The 21,078-nt window shown below is 73.0% G+C and carries 23 protein-coding genes; 15 read left to right on the plus strand and 8 right to left on the minus strand.

What is annotated here, in order from left to right:
- The 9 genes from atpE to ACFV1L_RS03925 all read left to right on the plus strand — a co-directional run bounded on the left by atpE (position 1) and on the right by ACFV1L_RS03925 (position 7,640).
- Positions 1-228: an ATP synthase F0 subunit C gene (atpE, locus tag ACFV1L_RS03885; RefSeq protein ID WP_014138091.1), complete on the plus strand. Its 228-nt coding sequence runs from the start codon at positions 1-3 to the stop codon at positions 226-228.
- A gap of 41 nt (positions 229-269) precedes the next feature.
- Positions 270-827 (plus strand): F0F1 ATP synthase subunit B, encoded by a 558-nt coding sequence (locus ACFV1L_RS03890; protein ID WP_035866145.1) that lies wholly within the window; start codon positions 270-272, stop codon positions 825-827.
- Positions 824-1,639 carry a F0F1 ATP synthase subunit delta gene (locus ACFV1L_RS03895; RefSeq protein WP_380362603.1) on the plus strand — a complete coding sequence of 272 codons (816 nt, stop codon included), beginning with the start codon at positions 824-826 and terminating at the stop codon, positions 1,637-1,639. The genes ACFV1L_RS03890 and ACFV1L_RS03895 overlap by 4 nt, the downstream gene beginning before the upstream one ends.
- A 154-nt stretch (positions 1,640-1,793) precedes the next feature.
- Positions 1,794-3,368, plus strand: a complete 1,575-nt coding sequence (atpA, locus tag ACFV1L_RS03900; protein ID WP_035866151.1) for a F0F1 ATP synthase subunit alpha — start codon at positions 1,794-1,796, stop codon at positions 3,366-3,368.
- Positions 3,369-3,400: 32 nt separating this feature from the next.
- Positions 3,401-4,315, plus strand: a complete 915-nt coding sequence (locus ACFV1L_RS03905) for a F0F1 ATP synthase subunit gamma (protein WP_380362606.1) — start codon at positions 3,401-3,403, stop codon at positions 4,313-4,315.
- A 2-nt stretch (positions 4,316-4,317) separates the two neighbouring features.
- On the plus strand, positions 4,318-5,760 hold the full coding sequence (atpD, locus tag ACFV1L_RS03910) for a F0F1 ATP synthase subunit beta (protein ID WP_380362607.1): 1,443 nt from the start codon (positions 4,318-4,320) through the stop codon (positions 5,758-5,760).
- Positions 5,761-5,976: 216 nt separating this feature from the next.
- Entirely contained in the window at positions 5,977-6,360 is a 384-nt protein-coding gene (locus tag ACFV1L_RS03915; RefSeq protein WP_035866159.1) for a F0F1 ATP synthase subunit epsilon, read from the plus strand.
- Between the two features lie 127 nt (positions 6,361-6,487).
- Complete coding sequence (locus tag ACFV1L_RS03920; protein WP_380362609.1) at positions 6,488-6,988, plus strand: DUF2550 domain-containing protein; 501 nt, start codon at positions 6,488-6,490, stop codon at positions 6,986-6,988.
- Positions 6,989-7,067: 79 nt separating this feature from the next.
- The gene (locus ACFV1L_RS03925) at positions 7,068-7,640 is read left to right on the plus strand and encodes a cob(I)yrinic acid a,c-diamide adenosyltransferase (protein ID WP_035866164.1); all 573 of its coding nucleotides are present in this window, start codon (positions 7,068-7,070) and stop codon (positions 7,638-7,640) included.
- A gap of 6 nt (positions 7,641-7,646) precedes the next feature.
- Here the strand turns inward: ACFV1L_RS03925 and ACFV1L_RS03930 are convergent, their stop codons facing one another.
- On the minus strand, positions 7,647-8,213 hold the full coding sequence (locus tag ACFV1L_RS03930; protein WP_380362611.1) for a hypothetical protein: 567 nt from the start codon (positions 8,211-8,213) through the stop codon (positions 7,647-7,649).
- A gap of 123 nt (positions 8,214-8,336) precedes the next feature.
- Between ACFV1L_RS03930 and ACFV1L_RS03935 the strand changes: the two genes are divergently transcribed.
- The 4 genes from ACFV1L_RS03935 to ACFV1L_RS03950 all read left to right on the plus strand — a co-directional run bounded on the left by ACFV1L_RS03935 (position 8,337) and on the right by ACFV1L_RS03950 (position 13,445).
- Positions 8,337-9,527 carry a sensor histidine kinase gene (locus ACFV1L_RS03935; protein ID WP_380362613.1) on the plus strand — a complete coding sequence of 397 codons (1,191 nt, stop codon included), beginning with the start codon at positions 8,337-8,339 and terminating at the stop codon, positions 9,525-9,527.
- The gene (locus ACFV1L_RS03940) at positions 9,524-10,177 is read left to right on the plus strand and encodes a response regulator (RefSeq protein ID WP_380362615.1); all 654 of its coding nucleotides are present in this window, start codon (positions 9,524-9,526) and stop codon (positions 10,175-10,177) included. Before ACFV1L_RS03935 ends, ACFV1L_RS03940 begins: the two co-directional genes overlap by 4 nt.
- Before the next feature lie 494 nt (positions 10,178-10,671).
- The gene (locus tag ACFV1L_RS03945) at positions 10,672-11,007 is read left to right on the plus strand and encodes an STAS domain-containing protein (protein WP_035866173.1); all 336 of its coding nucleotides are present in this window, start codon (positions 10,672-10,674) and stop codon (positions 11,005-11,007) included.
- A gap of 188 nt (positions 11,008-11,195) precedes the next feature.
- Positions 11,196-13,445, plus strand: a complete 2,250-nt coding sequence (locus ACFV1L_RS03950; protein ID WP_380362617.1) for an ATP-binding protein — start codon at positions 11,196-11,198, stop codon at positions 13,443-13,445.
- A gap of 75 nt (positions 13,446-13,520) precedes the next feature.
- Here the strand turns inward: ACFV1L_RS03950 and ACFV1L_RS03955 are convergent, their stop codons facing one another.
- The 4 genes from ACFV1L_RS03955 to nucS all read right to left on the minus strand — a co-directional run bounded on the left by ACFV1L_RS03955 (position 13,521) and on the right by nucS (position 16,403).
- Positions 13,521-14,711 (minus strand): nucleotidyl transferase AbiEii/AbiGii toxin family protein, encoded by a 1,191-nt coding sequence (locus tag ACFV1L_RS03955; protein ID WP_380362619.1) that lies wholly within the window; start codon positions 14,709-14,711, stop codon positions 13,521-13,523.
- Between the two features lie 9 nt (positions 14,712-14,720).
- Positions 14,721-15,365, minus strand: coding sequence for a hypothetical protein (locus ACFV1L_RS03960; protein ID WP_380362621.1), 645 nt, complete (start codon positions 15,363-15,365; stop codon positions 14,721-14,723).
- Positions 15,366-15,430: 65 nt separating this feature from the next.
- Complete coding sequence (locus ACFV1L_RS03965; RefSeq protein ID WP_380362623.1) at positions 15,431-15,652, minus strand: hypothetical protein; 222 nt, start codon at positions 15,650-15,652, stop codon at positions 15,431-15,433.
- Positions 15,653-15,743: 91 nt separating this feature from the next.
- Positions 15,744-16,403 (minus strand): endonuclease NucS, encoded by a 660-nt coding sequence (gene nucS / locus ACFV1L_RS03970; RefSeq protein WP_380362624.1) that lies wholly within the window; start codon positions 16,401-16,403, stop codon positions 15,744-15,746.
- A gap of 537 nt (positions 16,404-16,940) precedes the next feature.
- On the opposite strand from nucS, the gene ACFV1L_RS03975 reads away from it, so the two are divergent.
- Positions 16,941-17,333 carry an SCO5389 family protein gene (locus tag ACFV1L_RS03975; protein ID WP_035866191.1) on the plus strand — a complete coding sequence of 131 codons (393 nt, stop codon included), beginning with the start codon at positions 16,941-16,943 and terminating at the stop codon, positions 17,331-17,333.
- A 97-nt stretch (positions 17,334-17,430) separates the two neighbouring features.
- Here the strand turns inward: ACFV1L_RS03975 and ACFV1L_RS03980 are convergent, their stop codons facing one another.
- Positions 17,431-18,669 (minus strand): LLM class flavin-dependent oxidoreductase, encoded by a 1,239-nt coding sequence (locus tag ACFV1L_RS03980; protein ID WP_380362626.1) that lies wholly within the window; start codon positions 18,667-18,669, stop codon positions 17,431-17,433.
- A 274-nt stretch (positions 18,670-18,943) separates the two neighbouring features.
- On the opposite strand from ACFV1L_RS03980, the gene ACFV1L_RS03985 reads away from it, so the two are divergent.
- Positions 18,944-19,258, plus strand: coding sequence for an ATP/GTP-binding protein (locus ACFV1L_RS03985; protein WP_380362628.1), 315 nt, complete (start codon positions 18,944-18,946; stop codon positions 19,256-19,258).
- Between the two features lie 7 nt (positions 19,259-19,265).
- Here ACFV1L_RS03985 and ACFV1L_RS03990 read toward each other — a convergent pair whose 3' ends face one another.
- Entirely contained in the window at positions 19,266-20,033 is a 768-nt protein-coding gene (locus tag ACFV1L_RS03990; protein ID WP_380362630.1) for an ABC transporter permease subunit, read from the minus strand.
- A 1-nt stretch (position 20,034) separates the two neighbouring features.
- The gene (locus tag ACFV1L_RS03995) at positions 20,035-21,018 is read right to left on the minus strand and encodes an ABC transporter ATP-binding protein (protein ID WP_380362631.1); all 984 of its coding nucleotides are present in this window, start codon (positions 21,016-21,018) and stop codon (positions 20,035-20,037) included.
- Between the last annotated feature and the right edge of the window lie 60 nt (positions 21,019-21,078).

Here is a 21,078-nt window from a genome sequence, read left to right on the forward strand (position 1 = left end):
ATGTCCGCTCTCGCTGAGGTTTCCGGTTCCGTCGCGTCCATCGGCTACGGCCTCGCCGCCATCGGCCCCGGCATCGGCGTCGGTCTGATCTTCGGTAACGGCGTGCAGGCGATGGCCCGTCAGCCCGAGGCTGCCGGCCTGATCCGCTCCAACATGTTCATCGGCTTCGCCCTGACCGAGGCCCTCGCCCTGATCGGCATCGTCATGCCGTTCGTCTACGGCCAGTGAGCCAGGCGCACCGGTAGTCAATTCCGACGAAAGGTTCTGATATGACCCCCGAGGTTCTCCTCGCGGCTGAAGAGAAGATGAACCCTCTTCTCCCCGCGTGGCCCGAGGTCATCATCGGCCTGCTCTGCTTCTTCATCGTCTTCGGTCTTCTCGGCAAGAAGCTCCTCCCCAGCATCGAGAAGGTGCTGGAGGAGCGCCGCGACGCCATCGAAGGCGGCATGAAGCGCGCGGAGACCGCTCAGGCCGAGGCCCAGGCCCTGCTTGAGCAGTACCGTGCCGAGCTGGCCGAGGCGCGTCACGAGGCTGCCCGGATCACCGAGCACGCCCGTGAGCAGGGTGCTGTCCTGATCGCCGAGATGCGCGAGGAGGGCCAGCGCCAGCGCGAGGCCATCGTCGCCGCCGGCCACGCGCAGATCGACGCCGACAAGAAGCAGGCGACCGCCGCCCTGCGCCAGGACGTGGGCTCGCTGGCCTCCCAGCTGGCGTCCCGCATCGTCGGTGAGTCCCTGGAGGACCACGCCCGCCAGAGCGGTGTCATCGACCGCTTCCTGGACGAGCTGGAGTCCAAGGCCGCCGCTGCCCAGGGTGCGGCCAAGTGATCGGCGCGAGCCGCGAGGCACTCGCCGCCGGTCGCGAGAACCTCGAGAGCCTGACCGACAACACCTCGGTGGACGCGGCCAAGCTCGCCGAGGAACTCGCCGCCGTCACCGTGCTGCTGGACCGCGAGGTCTCGCTGCGCCGGGTGCTGACCGACCCGTCCCGGTCCGGTCAGGACAAGGCCCAGCTGGTCTCCTCGCTGCTGGCCGGTCAGGTCTCCGGCGAGACCGTCGACCTGGTCTCCGGCCTGGTGCGCTCGCGCTGGTCGGGTTCGCGTGACCTGGCCGACGCGGCCGAGCAGCTGACCGCGTACGCCGAGGTCATCGCTGCCGACAAGGCGGGCGCGCTGGACGACGTCGAGGACGAGCTGTTCCGGTTCGGCCGGGTGGTGGCGGGCTCGCACGAGCTGCGCGCCGCGCTGACCGAGCCCAAGGCCGACACCGCCGCCAAGACGGCGCTGATCCGCAAGCTCCTCGGCGGCAAGGCCAACGCGGGCACCGTCCGCCTGGTCACCAGCCTGGTCACCGTCCCCCGGGGCCGTAGCCTGGAGGGTGGCCTGGAGTCCTACTCCAAGCTCGCCGCCTCCCGGCGTGGCCGCGTGGTGGCCCAGGTCACCAGCGCCGTGCCGCTGTCGGACCGCCAGAAGGAGCGGCTCGCCGCTGCCCTGGCCGGCCTGCACGGCCGCCCGGTCCACCTGAACATCGACGTGGACCCCGAGGTCCAGGGCGGTGTCCGGGTGCAGATCGGCGACGAGGTCATCGACGGAACGGTCGCGAGCCGCCTGGAGGGCGCTCGCCAGGGCCTCGAAGGCTGAGCACCAGCACTATCCGACCCTCGGTCGGGCGTCGGTCCACACCAGGTGGGCCGGCAAAACGTACGGCCGGTTCACCCGACCCGGCCGAGAGTCGAGCACTTGCGGCCCTCAATGGCGGGCCGAGGATCGCAAACTAGGAGAGCAGGGAAGCCTGATGGCGGAGCTTACGATCCGTCCGGAGGAGATCCGGGACGCGCTGGCCGACTTTGTCCAGTCGTACCAGCCGGACGCCGCTTCTGTGGAAGAGGTCGGCAAGGTCACTGACGCTGCGGACGGCATCGCGCATGTCGAGGGCCTGCCCTCGGTCATGGCGAACGAGCTGCTGAAGTTCGAGGACGGCACGCTCGGCCTCGCGCTGAACCTCGACACCCGCGAGATCGGTGTCGTCATCCTCGGTGAGTTCGGCGGCATCGAAGAGGGCCAGACCGTGCGCCGCACCGGCGAGGTCCTCTCGGTTCCGGTCGGCGACGGCTACCTCGGCCGCGTCGTGGACCCGCTGGGCAACCCGATCGACGGCCTGGGCGACATCGCCTCCACCGGCCGTCGCGCCCTGGAACTGCAGGCCCCCGGCGTCATGGCCCGCAAGTCGGTCAAGCAGCCGCTGCAGACCGGCATCAAGGCCATCGACGCGATGACCCCGATCGGCCGCGGCCAGCGCCAGCTGATCATCGGTGACCGCCAGACCGGCAAGACCGCCGTCGCCGTCGACACCATCATCAACCAGCGCGACAACTGGCGTTCGGGCGACCCGGAGAAGCAGGTCCGCTGCATCTACGTCGCCGTCGGCCAGAAGGGCTCCACCATCGCGTCCGTCCGCGGCGCCCTGGAGGAGGCCGGCGCGCTGGAGTACACCACCATCGTGGCTGCTCCCGCCTCCGACCCGGCCGGCTTCAAGTACCTCGCCCCGTACACCGGTTCGGCCATCGGCCAGGAGTGGATGTACGACGGCAAGCACGTCCTGATCATCTTCGACGACCTGTCGAAGCAGGCCGAGGCCTACCGCTCCGTCTCCCTGCTGCTGCGCCGCCCGCCGGGCCGCGAGGCCTACCCGGGTGACGTCTTCTACCTGCACTCCCGCCTGCTGGAGCGCTGCGCCAAGCTGAACGACGCCCTCGGCGGCGGCTCGATGACCGGTCTGCCGATCATCGAGACCAAGGCCAACGACGTCTCGGCGTACATCCCGACCAACGTCATCTCCATCACCGACGGCCAGTGCTTCCTGGAGTCCGACCTGTTCAACGCCGGCATCCGCCCGGCCGTGAACGTCGGCATCTCGGTCTCCCGCGTCGGTGGCTCCGCCCAGATCAAGGCCATGCGCTCGGTCGCCGGCCGTCTGCGCCTGGACCTGGCCCAGTACCGCGAGCTGGAGGCCTTCGCCGCCTTCGGTTCCGACCTGGACTCGGCCTCCAAGGCCCAGCTGGAGCGCGGCGCCCGCATGGTCGAGCTGCTGAAGCAGGGCCAGTACCAGCCGTTCCCGGTCGAGGAGCAGGTCGTCTCCATCTGGGCCGGCACCACCGGTCAGCTGGACGACGTCCCGGTCGCCGACATCCGCCGCTTCGAGCGCGAGTTCCTGGACCACGTGCGCCTGGAGCACAAGGGCATCCTGGCCGGCATCGTCGAGACCGGCCTGCTGGAGCAGGGCACCATCGACGCGCTGACCTCCGCCATCACCGGCTTCAAGCAGGGCTTCACCACCGCGGACGGCAAGCTGCTGTCTGAGCAGGCCTGAGTCCGGTAGCGAGGGAAAGGACGTAACGACCCATGGGAGCACAGCTTCGGGTCTACAAGCGCCGCATCCGCTCCGTCACCGCGACGAAGAAGATCACCAAGGCGATGGAGATGATCTCCGCGTCGCGCATCGTCAAGGCGCAGCGCGCGGTGGCCGCCTCCACTCCGTACGCCGATGAGCTCACCCGTGCGGTGACCGCGGTGGCCACCCGGTCCAACGCGAAGCACCCGCTGACCACCGAGAACCCGAACGCCACCCGGGCCGCCGTGCTGCTGATCACGGCGGACCGCGGCCTGGCGGGCGGCTACTCGACCAACGCCATCAAGCAGGCCCTGGCGGTCACCGCCAAGCTCCGCGACGAGGGCAAGGAAGTGGTCACCTACATCGTCGGCCGCAAGGGCGTCGGCTACTACGGGTTCCGCAACCTCGCGGTCGCGAACTCGTGGACCGGCTTCTCGGACAAGCCGACCTACGGGGACGCGAAGGCCGTCGCGGCGGACCTCATCGAGGCCTTCACCGCGGAGACCGGCGGCGTGGACGAGCTGCACCTGGTGTCGACCGAGTTCGTGTCGATGCTGACGCAGACCGCCGTGGACGCCCGCCTGCTGCCGCTGAAGCTCGACGAGGTCGAGCTCAGCGACAAGTCGCCGGCGAAGAACCAGATCTTCCCGCTGTACGACTTCGAACCGTCGGCCGAGGGCGTTCTCGACGCCCTGCTGCCGCGGTACGTCGAGAGCCGGATCTACAACGCTCTCCTGCAGTCGGCCGCCTCCGAGCACGCCGCCCGCCGGCGTGCGATGAAGAGCGCGACGGACAACGCCGGCGAGCTCATCAAGTCGCTCACGCGGCTTGCCAACTCGGCCCGTCAGGCCGAGATCACCCAGGAAATCAGCGAGATCGTCGGTGGCGCCAACGCGCTGGCCGACGCTAGCGCGGGGAGCGAATGACTATGACCACCACTGTTGAGACCACGGCGACGGGCCGCGTCGCGCGGGTCATCGGCCCGGTCGTCGACGTGGAGTTCCCCGTCGACGCGATTCCGGACATGTACAACGCCCTGCACGTCGAGGTGGACAACCCCGACGGCTCGGGCAAGAAGACGCTGACCCTCGAGGTTGCCCAGCACCTCGGCGACGGTCTGGTCCGCGGCATCTCGATGCAGCCGACCGACGGTCTGGTCCGCGGCTCGCAGGTCACGGACACCGGCGCGGCGATCTCCGTCCCGGTCGGCCAGATCACCAAGGGCAAGGTCTTCAACGCCCTCGGCGAGGTGCTGAACGTCGACAAGGCCGAGTTCGAGGCCTCCGTCGAGGTCAAGTGGCCGATCCACCGCAAGGCCCCGAACTTCTCCGACCTCGAGTCGAAGACCGAGATGTTCGAGACGGGCATCAAGGTCATCGACCTGCTCACCCCGTACGTCCAGGGTGGCAAGATCGGTCTGTTCGGTGGTGCCGGTGTCGGCAAGACCGTTCTGATCCAGGAGATGATCTACCGCGTCGCCGAGAACTTCGGTGGTGTGTCGGTGTTCGCCGGTGTCGGTGAGCGCACCCGTGAGGGCAACGACCTCATCGACGAGATGGTCGACTCGGGCGTTCTGGACAAGACCGCGCTGGTCTTCGGCCAGATGGACGAGCCGCCGGGCACCCGTCTGCGCGTCGCGCTCTCCGCGCTGACCATGGCGGAGTACTTCCGCGACGTCGAGAAGCAGGACGTGCTCCTCTTCATCGACAACATCTTCCGGTTCACCCAGGCCGGTTCCGAGGTGTCGACCCTGCTCGGCCGCATGCCCTCCGCGGTGGGCTACCAGCCGAACCTGGCCGACGAGATGGGCCTCCTGCAGGAGCGCATCACCTCGACCCGCGGTCACTCGATCACCTCGATGCAGGCGATCTACGTCCCCGCGGACGACCTGACCGACCCGGCGCCGGCCACCACCTTCGCCCACCTGGACGCGACCACCGTTCTGTCGCGCCCGATCTCGGAGAAGGGCATCTACCCGGCCGTCGACCCGCTGGACTCCACGTCCCGCATCCTCGACCCGCGGTACATCGCGCAGAACCACTACGACACGGCCATCCGTATCAAGGGGATCCTGCAGAAGTACAAGGACCTGCAGGACATCATCGCGATCCTCGGTATCGACGAGCTGTCCGAGGAAGACAAGATCACGGTGCAGCGTGCCCGCCGCATCGAGCGCTTCCTCTCGCAGAACACCTACGTGGCGAAGCAGTTCACCGGTGTCGAGGGCTCGACCGTTCCGCTGTCGGAGACCATCGAGGCCTTCAACGCCATCGCGGACGGCAAGTACGACCACGTCCCGGAGCAGGCCTTCTTCATGTGCGGTGGCATCGACGACCTCGAGCGCAACGCCGCCGAGCTGCTGAAGAAGTAACCGCAGACCGGTCGCACGGCAGACCCAACCGTTGAGGGGTGGTTCCCGGCTCTCGTCGGGGGCCACCCCTCACCGCTGGATCTGCTGTGATCCCGGTCATTTACGGGCCCTTGGTTTCGTTCCGGGGGCGCGTGACCGTTATTCTTACCGAAACTGCCGAGATCGACGCCCGTTCGCCCGGGTGGCCGAGGCCCGGCAAGAGCCAAGGAGCCCACGTTGGCTGAGCTGCACGTCGAGCTGGTCGCAGCCGACCGCAAGGTGTGGTCCGGTGCGGCCACCATCGTTGTCGCCCGTACGGCCTCCGGTGACACCGGCATCATGCCGGGTCACACCCCGGTGCTGAGCGTGCTGGAGACCGGCCCGGTCACCATCCGCACCGCCGACCAGGGCACCATCGTCGCCGCGGTGCACGGTGGCTTCATTTCGTTCGCCGACAACAAGCTGTCGATCCTCGCCGAGATCGCCGAGCTGGCCGACGAGATCGACGTCGCCCGCGCCGAGCGCGCGCTGGACAACGCCCGGACCGAGGCCGACGCGCACGCCGCGCGCCGCGCCGAGGTCCGTCTGATCGCCGCCGGCGGTCTGAAGGCGCACCACTGAGCCTGGTAGCAGCGACGGTCCCGGGGACGCCTGGAGCGTGTCCTCGGGACTGTCGTATCAGTTGGTAGGAATGGGCGGCCGTCATCGGCCGCCGACGGGGATGAAGGCAGCGAGGAGGTAGGTGAGCGTGGTCCTCGCCCTTGTGGTGTGCGCGTCGGTAGTGGTCCTCGCCGTCGCGGGCCTGGTCGGCTTCGCGGTACGCCGCCGCCTCATCCAGCGGGTCGGCGGCACCTTCGACTGCTCCTACCGCCTGAAAATGCCCGCGGACGCCTCCACGCAGCCGGATCTCGACGAGAACGGCCAACCCACCTCCGCCCCGGTCCCGCAGACCGACGGCAAGGGGTGGGTTTTTGGTATCGGCCGGTACAGCGGCGACTCCATCGAATGGTTCCGGGTGTTCTCGTACGCGCCCCGGCCGCGCCGGGTGCTGCCGCGCACCGAGATCGAGGTGCTGGGCCGCCGCTACCCGCAGGGGCAGGAGGAGCTCGCCCTGCTGTCCGGCTCGGTGGTGCTGCGCTGCCTGCACCGGGGCGCCCCGCTGGAGCTGGCGATGAGCGACGACGCGCTGACCGGCTTCCTGGCCTGGCTGGAGGCCGCCCCGCCGGGGCAGAGGGTCAACGTCGCCTGAGTTCCCGGCGCCCTGATCGCCCGTCAGAGGTGACGCGGCTCGCACCGGCGGCCCCGGACCTGCGCGCTAGGCTGCGGGCATGGTGAACCTGACGCGCATCTACACCCGCACCGGGGACGACGGCACGACCGCGCTCGGCGACATGAGCCGGACCACGAAGACCGACCCGCGGCTGATCGCGTACGCCGACACCAACGAGGCCAACGCCGCGATCGGCGTGGCGCTGGCGGCCGGGGCGCTGGACGGCGAACTGGTGACGGTGCTGACCCGGATCCAGAACGACCTGTTCGACGTGGGCGCGGACCTGGCGACGCCGATCGTCGAGGACCCCAAGTACCCGCCGCTGCGGGTCGAGCAGTCGTACATCGACCGGCTGGAGGGGGACTGCGACCGGTTCCTGGAGGAGCTGGAGAAGCTGCGCAGCTTCATCCTGCCCGGCGGCACCCCCGGCGCCGCGTACCTGCACCTGGCGTGCACCGTGGTGCGGCGGGCCGAGCGGGCCACCTGGGCGGCGATCGCCGAGCACGGGGAGAGCGTCAACCCGCTGACCGCGAAGTACCTGAACCGGCTGTCGGACCTGCTGTTCATCCTGGCCCGGACCGCCAACAAGGAGCGCGGCGACGTGCTGTGGGTGCCCGGCGAGAACCGCTGACGCCCGCTACTCGGCCCGGTCGGGCCGCTCGGAGCGCCCGGGCTGCCTGGGCTGCTTCGGGAAGAGCGTGTAGCTGGCGGCGATCACCAGGTTGATGCCGACCACCACCGCCATCCGCGGGTACCAGGAATCCAGCGCCGCGGTGCGCGCCGGATCGCCGGCCAGCCACTGGACGGCGGCGATCAGCGCCACCGTGACGGCCGAGGCGAGCAGCGTCAGCAGGAACACGCCCCACTCGTAACGGGCCCGCGGCGCACCGTACTTGGGCGCGCCGACGGGCTTCGGGCCGCCGGCCAGCCGGTACGCGGCACGGCTGTCGGCCCAGCGGACCATGCGGTGGCCGTAGGCGAGCGAGAAGCCGACGTACGCCGCGGCCAGGCCGTGCGTGGTGTCGGCGACGGCGCCGCCGCGCAGATCGGCGACGGTGGCGCCGAGGATCACCAGGTCGACCACCGGGAGCAGCGCCAGCAGCACCAGGCCGGTCCGGCGCAGCCGCAGGACGTAGCGGGCCAGCAGCCCCGCTGCCAGCACCACCCAGAAGCCGGCCTCGCCGGCCAGGATCAGGGAAACCATGCTTCGATCCTCCCCGGGCGCGGGCCCGCGGGCATCGTCGGTCCGGCGGAGCCGGACGTCAGACGTTCGTCGGACGGCGGGTCGTCCGACCGGTCGTTCCGGAGGACGGGGAGGAGTGCTGGGATGGGCCGGGTGAGACTCTCCGAGCAGCGGCAGGACCTGGCGATCGCCCTCGGCGGGCTGCTCGGCGGCCTGCTGCTGATCGCGGTCGGCGCGTACGACCGGCGGCCCGGCCTGCCCTGGTGGGTGCCGGTGCTGCCGCTGGTCGTGATGGCCGGGCTGTCGGTGCTGCGGCGCCGGTGCACGGTGTGGACGGTGAGCGTCGGCGGCGTGGTGCTCGGCCTCGGCCTGTACTTCGGCTCGGTGATGGCCACCACGCTGCTGTACACCGACCTGCTGTACGCGGCCGTGCTGTACGGGCGGCCGCGGATGAGCAAGGTGCTGGCGCTGACGGGCGGCGCCACCACGCTGGTGCTGATGGGCCTGGCCTGGCGGTACCTGTCGATCTCCGAGGGCCTGCTGGTCGGCGTGTTCGGGGCGCTGGTGTTCCTCTCCCCGGTGTGGACGGCCGACCTGCTGCGCCACCACCGCGAGCGCGCCGAGTCGGAGCGGTTGCGCGCCGAGCAGACCGCGCTGCTCGCCGAGCTGGACCGGCGCGGCGCGGTGGTCGCCGAACGCGCCCGGATGGCCCGCGAGCTGCACGACGTGATCGCCAACCACCTGTCGGCGATCGCGATCCACGCCACCGGGGCGCAGGCGGTGGCGCGCCGTCAGGAGCGGTCGGCGGACGAGCCGTTGGTGGAGGCGCTCGCGGTGATCCGGGAGAACAGCGTGCAGGGCCTCGCCGAGATGCGCCGGATGATCGGCCTGCTGCGCGAGGCCGCCCCCGAAGAGCCGTACGCCGCACCGCGGTTGGCCGCGCTGGACGTGCTGCTGGAGCAGGCCGGGACGGCCGGGCGAGCCGCCGGGCTGCGGTTCGAGGCCGAGCAGGACGGCGAGCCGGGGGAGCTGCCCGCGCCGGTCGAGCTGGCCGCGTACCGGATCGTCCAGGAGTCGCTGACCAACGCGGTGAAGCACGCCGCGCCGGGCGCCGTCCGGCTGCGGATCCGGTACGGCGAACGGGAGTTGGAGATCACCGTGGAGTCCCCGTACCGGGCGGGCGAGGGCCGGGCGGTGCCCGGTGCGAAGGCCGGGCTGGTCGGCATGGGCGAGCGGGCGCAGCTGCTCGGCGGCGCGTTCGAGGCCGGGCCGGACGGGCGGACGTGGCGGGTCCGGGCGGTGCTGCCGCGGACGGCGAGCGAGGAGCGGGCGTGATCCGGGTACTGGTGGCGGAGGACCAGGCGGCCGTCCGGGCCGCCCTGGTGATGATCCTGCGGGCCGAGGACGACGTCGAGGTGGTCGGCGAGGCCGCCGACGGCGAGCAGGCCGTCCGGATGGCGCTCGACCTGCGGCCCGACGTCGTCCTGATGGACGTGCAGATGCCGCGCCTGGACGGTGTCGCCGCGACCCGGCGGGTGGTGGAGGCCGGGGCGGCGCAGGTGCTGGTGCTCACCACCTTCGACCTCGACGAGTACGTGTGGGGCGCGCTGCGGGCCGGCGCCGCCGGGTTCCTGCTCAAGGACCTGGAGGCGGACGCCCTGGTGGAGGGCGTCCGCACGGTCGCCCGCGGCGACGGCATGCTCGCGCCGTCCGTCACCCGGCGGCTGATCGCCTCGTTCGCCCGGCCCGAGGCGCCGGCGGCGGACCAGGCGGCGCTGGACGGGCTGACGCCCAAGGAGCGGGAGGTGTTCGGCTGCCTCGGCGCGGGCCTGTCCAACGCCGAGATCGCGCACCGGCTCGGGACGGTGGAGGCGACCACCAAGACGCACGTCAGCCGGATCCTCGCCAAGCTCGGGCTGCGCAGCCGGGTGCAGGCGGCGATCCTCGCGCAGGAGTGGGGAGTGCCCGTCCCCGGGGAGCGCTGAGCGGCCGCGGGGGCGAGGGGGCACAGATCACACCGGTTCCGGTGCAGATCACACCGCCGAACCGCACCACGGGGCGCGTGCTGCCACTAGAGTCCGGCGCAGAGCGATGTGGCTCCCACGGGCGGTCGGTGCCGCCCCGGCACGGGCAGCCCTCGGCGTGCCCCGGGAGGATCAGAGATGACCGCACGACCGGCCCCCGTACGGGCGTTCTCACCCGCCGGGTGAGTTTGCTCACGGAGCACCCCGCAGACGGGTGATTTGGGCGGGAATCGAGCATGGGTACCAGGCGTACCTGCGTATATTCCCTCGGACGGGTGAAGTTGAGGGACAGTCCGCCGGTGGCAGCAACCTGCGGAACTGGTCGGCCGTCAGATTCAGGAAGGGGCCGGGGCGAACCCGGCCCGGAACGTGGCGCGCAGAGCCCTGGGGCACGGGACGGGCGGCAGACGCAACGCGGCGGACGAACGGCACACACGGCCGAGGAGGAGGACAGCGTGCGCATCACCGGCGACCACACCGGACTGGCCATCGAAGGGCGGCTCGACGTGCGCAGCGCCGCCGACGCCAGGGCGCTGCTGCACGCCGCGGTCGACGGCGGTGAGGGCGACCTCGTCCTCGACCTCGGACGGCTCGAGTTCTGGGACGCGACCGGGCTCGGCGTCATCATGGGCACCCACCGGCGCGCCGGCCGGGCCGGCCGGCGGCTGGTGCTGCGGGACGTGCCGGGCCAGCTCCAGCGGCTGCTGGTGGCGACGCGGCTGCACCGGATCCTCGCGGTCGAGGGAGCGGTGCAGGACCCGGTGGGGACGACCCTGCCGGCGCTGGGCTGACGCACCGCCCGGAGCGCCTTCCGCGCAGGTCACCGCTCGGCGCCGGCCCCGCCGCCCGCCGCCCTCCGCCGCGCGCCTGCCCACCCGCCCCGGGGCGCGCCAACGGCTGCCGCCACCCGGTGTGTTGACCCGGCTCGGTCATGTGGGAAAGTCTCCGGTCAGGTGTCCGAGTGGCGGGGAGCAGTGACGTGGGTCAGCCGAGCGGGGAGTTCCGGGGGGACGGGGTGCGCCCGCGGGGTGGAGAACTGGTCAGCGGCGAGCGGCTGGTGGTGGTCGGGGGACCGGAAGGCACGGAGGCCCGGCACTGCCCGGACGAGTGGCTGCCGCAGCCGCGCCGGATCCGCGGACTGGTGCAGGCACGGCCGGAGCTCGGGCCGAGCGCCGCGGTCGGGCCGCTCGCACTGGGCGCCGGACCCGGGGACCTGCCGCTGCTGGACCGGGAGGGCGACATCGCCGCCGTGCTCGGGCAGCTCCGGGAGGGCCGCTCGGTGCGCCTGGTCGGCCAGGCCGGGTCGGGACGCTCGGCGCTGCTGGCAGCCGTCGCCGAGGCCGCGGGGGAGCTGGCGCCGGACGGCGTCGTACGGCTCAGCGGCTACCGCCGGACGGCCGCCGACCTGTTGCAGGACCTGTTCGCGGCGACCCACCACGCGCCGGACTTCCGGCCCGACCGGGAGCAGCTGGCCGACCTGCTGGCCGGCGTCGCCGCGGTGGTGGTGATCGACGACGTGGAGCCGTCCGGCGACGAGCTGGAGGACCTGCTCGCGACGGCGCCCGAGTGCGCGTTCCTGATCGCCACCACCCCGGACGGGCTGCCGTCGCCGGCCGGCTCGCGACTGCGCGACCACCTGGTGGCGGGCCTGTCCCGGCCCGCCTGCCTGACGCTCGCGGCCCGTTTGGCGGGCCGTCCGCTGGACGACGCCGAGCGGGCCTGGGCCGTGGACCTGTGGTTCGAGTCGGAGGGCCTGCCGCTGCGGTTCGTCCGGGCGGCCGCGCTGCTCCGGCAGCGGGACGTCGCGGTGGACGCGCTGGTCGCCGCGCAGGAGGACCGGCGGAATGTCTTCGGCTTCGCCCAGGAGTACGAACTCCCGGACGACCCGGCCGAGTTGGAGAGCGAACTGCGGGCGCAGGTGCCGCTGCCGTCGGTCGGGGAGAGCGCCGCGCCGGCCCGGCTGCTGGTGCAGGGCCTCAGCGGGCCGGCCCGGCGGGTGCTGCGACTGGCCCTCGCCCTGGACGGCGAGTGCCCGACCGCCCCGCACCTGCCCGCACTGGTCGACGTCGGCCTCGGCGAGAGCGCCCTGCAGGAACTGGTCGACAACGGCCTGGCCGTGTCGGTGGGCGGCCACCACCGGCTCACCGAGGGCGTGGTCGACGCCCTGCTGCCCGAACTGGAGGGCGACGGACACGGCCGGCCCGCCCCGTTCGGCCCCGGCGGGATCGCGCAGGGCGCCGCCGAACACCTCTCCTGGTGGGTCGGCCACGCCTCGGTGACCACCCGTCAGGTCGCCGCCGAGGCCGAGGTGATCCTCGCCGTCATGCTCGCCGAGCGGGACGCCGACCGCCCCGCGGAGGTGCTGCGACTGGCCCGCGCCGCCGCGCCCGTGCTCGCCCTGTCGCTGCGCTGGGGCGCCTGGGAACGGGCCCTGCAGCTCGGCCTGGAGGCCGCCCGGATGCTCGGGGCGACCGCCGAACAGGCCTGGTTCCACCACGAGGCCGGGGTGTACGCGCTGTGCACCGGCAGCCCGCAGCGGGCCGTCGGCGAGCTGGAGGCGGCGCTCGCGCTGCGCGCCGCCGCCGGCGACCAGCGCGGCGGGCAGGCCGCGCGGCGGATGCTCGACCTGATCCGGCTGGAGGAGACCGCGGCACTCACCGCCGGCCCCGGCAGCGCCGAGCCGGTCCGCGGCCGGCGCACCATCCGGGCGATCGCCCAGGTGCCGGCCCGGCTGCGCAAGCGGGCCCCCGCCGGGGCCCGGAAGACCGCGCTGGCGGCCGGCGCCGCGGTGATGGCGCTCGGCGTGCTCGGCACCGCGATCGGCGTGGCCGTCAGCAGCGAGGAGACGCCCGTCGGCAAGCAGCCCGGAACCTCGGCGGACGACACCGCCCCCGAGTCGGACAGCGGCACCAGCCCCCGGCCGAGCACCAGCCCCCGGCCGTCGGCCGGCAGCAGCGCGAGCCCGTCGGACAGCGCGACGCCCTCGGACGCTCCGACCGGAACGGCCAGTTCGTCGGCCAGCCACCGGCCGAGCGGCACCCCGACCACCACGAAGGCGACGACCACCGGCCCGACCACGACGAAGCCGACGACGCCGCAGACGACCTCGCCGTCGACCGGCAAGCCGTCCACTCCGCCACCGGCCGGCTCCACGCCGCCGGCCAGCCCCACGCCGCCGGCCAGCCCCACCCCGTCGGAGAGCCCTTCCCCGCCGGCCAGCCCCAGCTGAGAGCCCCGGTCACTCGTTCGGCCGGCTGCCGCGAGGGCGGGCGGCCGGCGCGGCGCCGCGGGACGGGCGGCGGACTCAGGCGCGGAGCCAGGAGTCGACGGTCTCCGGGGGGAGGCTGCCGTCGGCGATCCGGCCGGCGTACCAGGACCAGGCCGGGCAGGCGAGCATCGCGGCGGCGAGGTCCGCGGGGGCGGCCGGGCCGAGGGCCCGGGCGGTCAGGCGGTGGGCCAGGACGAACGGCGCCCGGCGGGCCGCCAGCCAGGCCTGGCCGGCGGCGAAGCCCTCCTCGGCGGTCAGGCGGCGGACCGGGCCGAGCCAGCCTTCGAGCCACCAGGCGGCCCGGTCGGCGTCCGGCACCTCGGCGAACGTCGGGGCGAGCGCGGCGGTCAGGCGGCGGGCGTGCTCGGACTCCTCGCCGGCCAACTGCGGGTACTCGGCGGCGAAGTTCGCCCAGTCGCTCTCGGTGGGCACGCTGTCCGGGCCGACCGGTTCCTCGGCGTAGTGGGCCTCGCCGGTGGTGAAGACGTCGCGCAGCACCTCGTAGCGCAGGCGGGTGGAGCCGGCCAGCAGAGCGGCGTCGTACAGGTCCTTGCCCTGCGGGTACATGTCGGTGGTGAGCCACAGGAGCTTCCAGGCGAGCGAGAGTTCGCGCCCGGCGACGTTCAGCACCGCGCCCGGGACGACCTCCAACGTCTCGGCGGGGACGGGCAGTTGCTCGTTGAAGACGAAGTCGAGCTGCAGCGTGCCGGCGGGCAGGCCGGCGGCCTCCCAGACGAACAGCAGGCGGCGGCCCGGGGCCCGCTCGTACGTCCAGATGTCCTCGGTGACGGTCTGTTCGGCCAGGAAGCGGACCGGGCCGGAGGAGGCGGCGACGGCGCGGGTGAGGCCGTGGAACAGCTCCTCGGTGCGCGGGTCGTCGAGCGCCCAGTCGGCGGGGGTGACGACGAAGTCCAGGTCGCCGGGTTCGCGGGCCGCGTCGCCGAACCAGGTCTTCAGCACCACGGAGCCGCGCAGCACCAGGTGGCCGGCCCAGCCGGAGCCGGCGACGGCGGTGAGGACGGCGTCCATCGCGGTGCGCCGGGCGGCGTACCAGGCGGCGGAGAGGGCCGGGTCGGTGAAGCGCGGTTCGCCGGCCCGGTAGGCGTTGTCGAACTGCTTGAGCGCCGGGTCGAAGACCTTGGGCTGGGCGGCCCGCGGGTCGTCGACGGTCCGGAAGGTGGAGGGCAGGCCGCGGCGGTCGGCCGGCAGCAGGCGGTGGTCGGACACGGGGGCTCCTCAGGTGGTCGGGGCGTCGTCGAGCCAGCCGGCGTCCAGCGCCAGCGCCGAGTCGTGCACCACGTACTCGCGGGTGACCTTCAGCGGCGGGAAGCCCGCGGCGGTCAGCGCGGCGGTGAGGCGGTCGAGGCGGCCGCCGGCGGTGGCCAGGCCGAGGCGGTGGCAGCGCTGGGTGACGAAGTACTGGCGGTGGCCGCCCGGTTCGGTGCGGCGGGCGTTCCAGGAGACGTGCGCGTGGTGGCCGGCCGCGGCCCGGACCAGCGCGTCGCGGGCCACGCCGGGGTCCAGCCGGACCTTCACGTGGTGCTCGAAGTAGTGGGCCGGGTCGGCCAGTTCGGCTTCCGCGTCGGTGCCGGGGACGCCCGGCGCCCACGGCGCGGCCTCGATCTTCACCCGGACCGGGGTGAACCCGGCGGCCCGCAGCCGGGCCGCCTCGGCGGCGGCCCGCCGGTGCTGGTCGGCCAGCGTGCCGTCGTCCTGCCAGGACAGCATCGGCTGCGAGGGGTGCCGGCCGCGGGCCAGCAGGATGTGGGTGAACTCCAGGCCGTGCGCGTCCGCCCAGCGGGCCAGCGGGTCGGCCTCGGCCGGGGCCAGGGTGAGATGGGTCTCGTACCGGCCGACCGGCTCGGCGCTTCGAACGGGCATGCGGGGAAGTGTGGCAGCGGCCCGGGACGGCGGCCAAACCGGTTTCGTGGCGGACCGGGGGCCGGTCACCGGCGGCGGAACGCGGAGAACGGCTCGTCGGCGGCGTCGGGGACGTGCAGCGAGCCCCCGTACGTGGCGGAGCTCAGCAGGGCCGTGACCCCGCCGCCCTGCGCGGGCAGCCCGCTGACGGTGCAGCGGGCGCCGCCGAGGTCGCTCTGCCGCAGCAGGCCGCCGGTCGCCGGGTCGACGCGGCGATGCGCCCCACCGCCCGCCGGCGGCGCCGCCACCGGTCCGTCCGCCCGTGCCGCCCCCCGTGCCGGTGCTTCATCGGTGCACAGGATGAGGGAGGGGTGGGGCGGGACGGCCGGTGAGGGCGGGTCAGAACAGCTTCAGCTTGTCGTCGTCGATGCCGCGCAGCTCGTCGTAGTCGAGGACGACGCAGCCGATGCCGCGGTCGGTGGCCAGCACCCGGGCCTGCGGCTTGATCTCCTGGGCGGCGAAGACGCCCTTGACCGGGGCGAGCAGCGGGTCGCGGTTCAGCAGTTCGAGGTAGCGGGTGAGCTGCTCGACGCCGTCGATCTCGCCGCGGCGCTTGATCTCCACGGCGACGGTGGCGCCGTCGGAGTCCCGGCAGAGGATGTCGACGGGGCCGATCGCGGTCGGGTACTCGCGGCGGATCAGCTGCCAGCCGGCGCCGAGCACCTCCATCCGGTCGGCGAGCAGTTCCTGCAGGTGGGCCTCGACGCCGTCCTTCACCAGGCCGGGGTCGACGCCGAGTTCGTGGCTGGAGTCGTGGTGGACGTCCTCCAGCGTGATGATCAGCTTCTCGCCGGCCTTGTTGGTGACCGTCCACACCCCCTCGGTCTCCTTCAGGGAGCACGGCGGGGACATCCAGTTCAGCGGCTTGTAGGCCCGGTCGTCGGCGTGGATGCTGACGCTCCCGTCGGCCTTCACGATCACCAGGCGCACGGCGGAGGGCAGATGTGCAGCGAGGCGGCCCGCGTAGTCCACGGTGCACTTGGCGATTACAAGACGCATGGGGACAAGCCTACGGCCCGCTCGGGAGTGCCCCCGTCCCTGTTCGATTTCGGGGGGAGCGGGGACAGGGCGTGCGACAGGTGGGTGTGCGCCCGGCGCGCAGTGCGTAGCGGGGGCGCGTTTTGTGAGACAGGCGGCCGGGCCGGGGCGGGCCGGGAGGCCGTTTGAAGCGACTGTCCGCAGGGCGGGTGCCGGCCGCCCCGGACCGGCGAACCATGGTGACCGCACGGCCGCCCGCGGTGCGGCGCGCCGGCCCGCCGCGCCGGGTGGGTGCACAACGGATTCCGGCCAATCTCGGCCCCGGCACGGCGATTCGGGCGGCAATACCCGGATTCGCCAGCCGGGTCGGGGAAGGACTGACACGCTGGTCTGACCCCTGGCCAGGACCTCGACGAACGCGGCGTCCCCCCAGCCCGTCGCCTCGTCGGCACTCGAACATCGCGCGCGGTCCACCGCACGACCGTCCACCTGCACCCTCAGCACACCGGTACGACCGCCCCGGCGAAACCGCCGGGGCGGACCGTGAGAGGAGAACCCATGTCGCTCGACGTCTCACCGGCCCTGTTGGAGAAGGCCGAACGAGGCGAGGTCGACGAGCGGGAGTTCGTCGACTGTGTCCGCACCTCGCTGCCCTACGCCTGGGACATGATCAGCTCGCTGGTCGCCCAACTCAAGGTCGACGGTTCCGACTTCGCCGACAACGAGGTCCCGCCGCCGAGCGAGCAGGAACGCGGGCAGCTGCTCCGGGCGATGGCCAGCGACGCCATCCGCGGAGCCCTGCAGCGCCACTTCGGCGTCCAGCTGGCCTTCCAGAACTGCCACCGGGTCGCGGTCTTCGCCCCCGGCCCCGACACCGCGGACCGGCTCGCCCGGTTCACCTCGGTCCGCGCCCAGCTGCTCAACCAGTCGCCGGAACTGCGCGACTGCTGACACCGGGTCAGCGCCCGGCCGGCACCCGACCGCACCGCCTCGGGCCTGCCGCGGGCCGTCCCCGTCCCTCGCCGGACGGGGCGGCCCGCGGGCGCGGTCAGCGCAGCTGCGGAAGCACCTCGTCACCGATCCGGTCCAGGTTGTGCAGCGTCGCCGCGGTGTCGCCCGAACCCTCGGCGAGCAGCGCGAAGCGCCGGATCCCGGTGCGCTCCGCGGTCGCCAGCAGCCGGTCCGCGCACTGCCGGGGCGTGCCCACCGCGTGCAGGTCGCAGAGCAGCTCGGTGTACGCCCGCGGGTCGCGCATCGAGCGCTCCCGGCCGTCCACCGTGCGGTGCGCGCCCAGCCCGTACGCGAAGAAGTCCGGCATCGTCCGCAGCAGGCTGGCCCGGGCCGCGCCCGCCCGGTCGTCGACCTGCACCACGCCCGCCGCGACGTGCTCCCGCTCCACCCGGGCCAACTGCTCCTCGCCGCGCCCCGCGGCCCGCCAGGCCGACCGGTAGGCGGCCAGCATGTCCCGCTTGTCCTCGTCGCCCGAGTGCATGCCCAGCAGCATCGGCAGGCCCCGCTCGGCGGCCGTCCGCACCCCGGCCGGCGAGGTGCACGCCATCACCACCGGCGGGCCCGACTGCGGCTGCGGGGACGGCTCCTGACGCTGCCTCGGGATGACCGCGGCCGCCGCCCCGTCCAGGCCCAGCCAGCCGGTCAGGTCCGGTCGCCGGGCCGGCTCGGCGGCCCGCGGCACCACCGCCACCTCCGGGAAGTCGAACTGCGGCCCCGAACCGCCCACCCGGGCCCCGCGCAGCCAGCGCAGCAGCAGGTCCAGCCGCTCCGGGAAGCCCTGCTCGTACGCCTCCAGGCCGCCGCCGAACACCGCCAGGTCGATCCACGGCCCGCCGCGGCCCACGCCCAGGGTGAACCGGCCGCCGGACGTCAGGTGCAGCAGTGCCGCCTGCTCGCCCAGTGCCACCGGGTGACGGGTGCTCAGCACGCTGACGGCGGTGCCCACGCCGATCCGCCGGGTGCGGCCCAGCAGCACGCCGGCCAGCGTCGCCGCGTCCGGGCACACGCCGTACGGCACGAAGTGGTGCTCGGCCAGCCACACCGCGTCCAGGCCGACCCGCTCGGCGGTCAGCGCCGCCGAGACGGTCCGCTCCAGCGCCTCGGCGTGGCTCTGGCCGGGGAACTGCGCGGACAGCAGGAAGGCGCCGATCCGGAGCGCGTCCGTGTCGGCGCGCGGCGGCTGCTCCGGGGCCGGCTGCGGGGCCGGGGCCGCGCCCCGGCCGGCCGGTCGCCGGTCGGCGGGGCGGCCGGTGGGCCGGGCGGTGGTCTTCGTCATCGGGTGCCTCCTCGGTGCGCGCAGGGGTCGCGGGCCCCGCCGTGTCACCTCGTGAGTAACCCATGTCATGTGCCAATGGCACGCCGAACCCTCAATTTGCCCAAGGGAAGGGTGGATTACCGTCGAATCGCTGGAGCCGGCCGGTGAACCATGCTAGTGGCGCGCGTGGTGCCGGTGTGACGGCAGTGACGGACGGGACTGCGACGGGAAGGCGTCCGACGGCCCCGCGGCCCGTACCCTGGAGGGACAACGTGCCGCAACGAGAGGTAGTCACGTGTCACCCCGCCGCAACCGGATCCAGAAGTCCGAGGACCGCGAGAGCGCCGCGCCGATGGGCGGGTCGCTGCGGCGGGTGGAGTCGTACCGGGGCGAGGACTGGATCGTGCAGACCGTGGCCGGCACCGCCGGGCGGTACTACCGGTGCCCGGGCTGCGACCAGGAGATCCCGCCGGGCGTGGGGCACGTGGTGGCGTGGCCGGACCACGGCAGCGGGGTGGACGACCGGCGGCACTGGCACCGGGCGTGCTGGGGAGCGCGGGAGCGCCGCGGCTCCAACATCCTGCGGGGCCGCGGCGCTCCGAAGTACTGACGGCGCGTCAGGCGTCGCGCTTCTTCAGCACCAGGTAGCCGCCGATCAGCGCGGCCGCCGTCCACGCCGCGCAGATCAGCAGGCCGGTCCACGGCCCGTACGGGTAGTCGGAGGTCGGGTACACCTGCAGCGCCGCCTGGCCCGCCCGGTCCGGGAAGTAGCGGACCACGTTCTCGACCTTGGGGACGATCGACAGGATCGGCGAGACCAGGAAGAAGAACGGGATCAGGATGCCCAGCGCCAGCACCTGGTTGCGCAGCATCATGGTGACGCCGACCGAGAACAGGCACAGCAGGGTCAGGTAGCAGGCCGCGCCGAACACCGCCCGCAGCACGTGGGGTTCACCGAGGCTCGTCGAGTACCTGCCGAGCGCCGCCTGGCCGAGGAAGAACGCGACGAACACCGTCACCAGCGAGGCCACCAGGGCGAGGCCGCCGAGCACCGCGGTCTTCGCGCCCATCAGGACGCCGCGCTGCGGGACGGCGGCCAGCGAGACCCGGATCATGCCGCTCGCGTACTCGTTGCCGATCGCCAGCACGCCGAACACGATGATGGCCAGCTCGCCGAGCGAGATCCCGGCCAGCGAGGTGTTCGTCGCGTCGAACGGGCCGGGTTTGTGCTCGGTGAACTGCTGGTAGTTGAGCTTGGTCACCAGCGAGATCGCGAAGCCCATCGCGACCACCACCAGGAAGGTGACGACGAGCGTCCACACGGTGGAGCGGACGCTGCGGACCTTCGTCCACTCGGACTGCAGGACGGCGGGGAACGCGGCCATCTCAGCTCTCCTTTCCGGACTTGTTGCGGGCGTCCCAGCCGGCGCCCCAGGCGGGCTGCTGCTCCAGGACGGGAACGGCGGTGCCGTCGGTGCGGTACTCCACGGAGTCCGCCGTCATCTGCATGAACGCCTCTTCCAGCGACGCCTGCTGCGGGCTCAGCTCGTGCAGCGTGATGCCGTGCGCGGCGGCCAGGTCGCCGAGGAACACCGGGTCGCCGTCGGTCACCTCCCAGGAGCCGTCCGGGCCCGGCTCGGCGGTCAGGCCGGCGCCGCGCAGCGCGTCCAGCAGCCGCTCCTGGTGCGGGGTGCGCAGGCGCACCGCGGAGCGCGAGTTCTGCTTGATGAACTCGGCCATCGACAGGTCCGCCAGCAGCCGGCCGCGGCCGATCACCACCAGGTGGTCGGCGGTCAGCGCCATCTCGCTCATCAGGTGCGAGGAGACGAACACCGTCCGGCCCTCGGCGGCGAGGGACTTCATCAGCCTCCGGATCCAGACGATGCCCTCGGGGTCGAGACCGTTCACCGGCTCGTCGAACATCAGGATCTGCGGGTCGCCGAGCAGGGCCGAGGCGATGCCCAGCCGCTGGCCCATGCCGAGGGAGAAGCCGCGGGCGCGCTTCTTCGCGACGGCGGTCAGGCCGACGACCTCCAGCACCTGGTCCACCCGCTGCCGGGGGATCCGGTTGGACTGCGCCATCCACAGCAGGTGGTCGTACGCCGTCCGGCCGGGGTGCACGCTCTTCGCCTCCAGCAGCGCGCCGATCTGCCGCAGCGGGTCCTGGATGGAGGCGTAGCTGCGGCCGTTGATGGTGACCTCGCCGCCGGTCGGCCGGTCCAGGTCGAGGATCATCCGCATCGTGGTGGACTTGCCGGCGCCGTTCGGCCCGAGGAACCCGGTGACCACGCCCTCCGGGATCCGGAAGCTCAGATCGTCCACGGCCAACTTGTCGTCATAACGCTTCGTCAGGTGGTGCAACTCGATCACGTGCCACTCCCTTGGTCTGCGGCCAGGGTAGGACAAAAGCCGATGAATCGGACGAACGTC

The sequence above is a fragment of the Kitasatospora sp. NPDC059646 genome, from assembly GCF_042734615.1.
In the GTDB taxonomy this organism is placed as follows: domain Bacteria; phylum Actinomycetota; class Actinomycetes; order Streptomycetales; family Streptomycetaceae; genus Kitasatospora.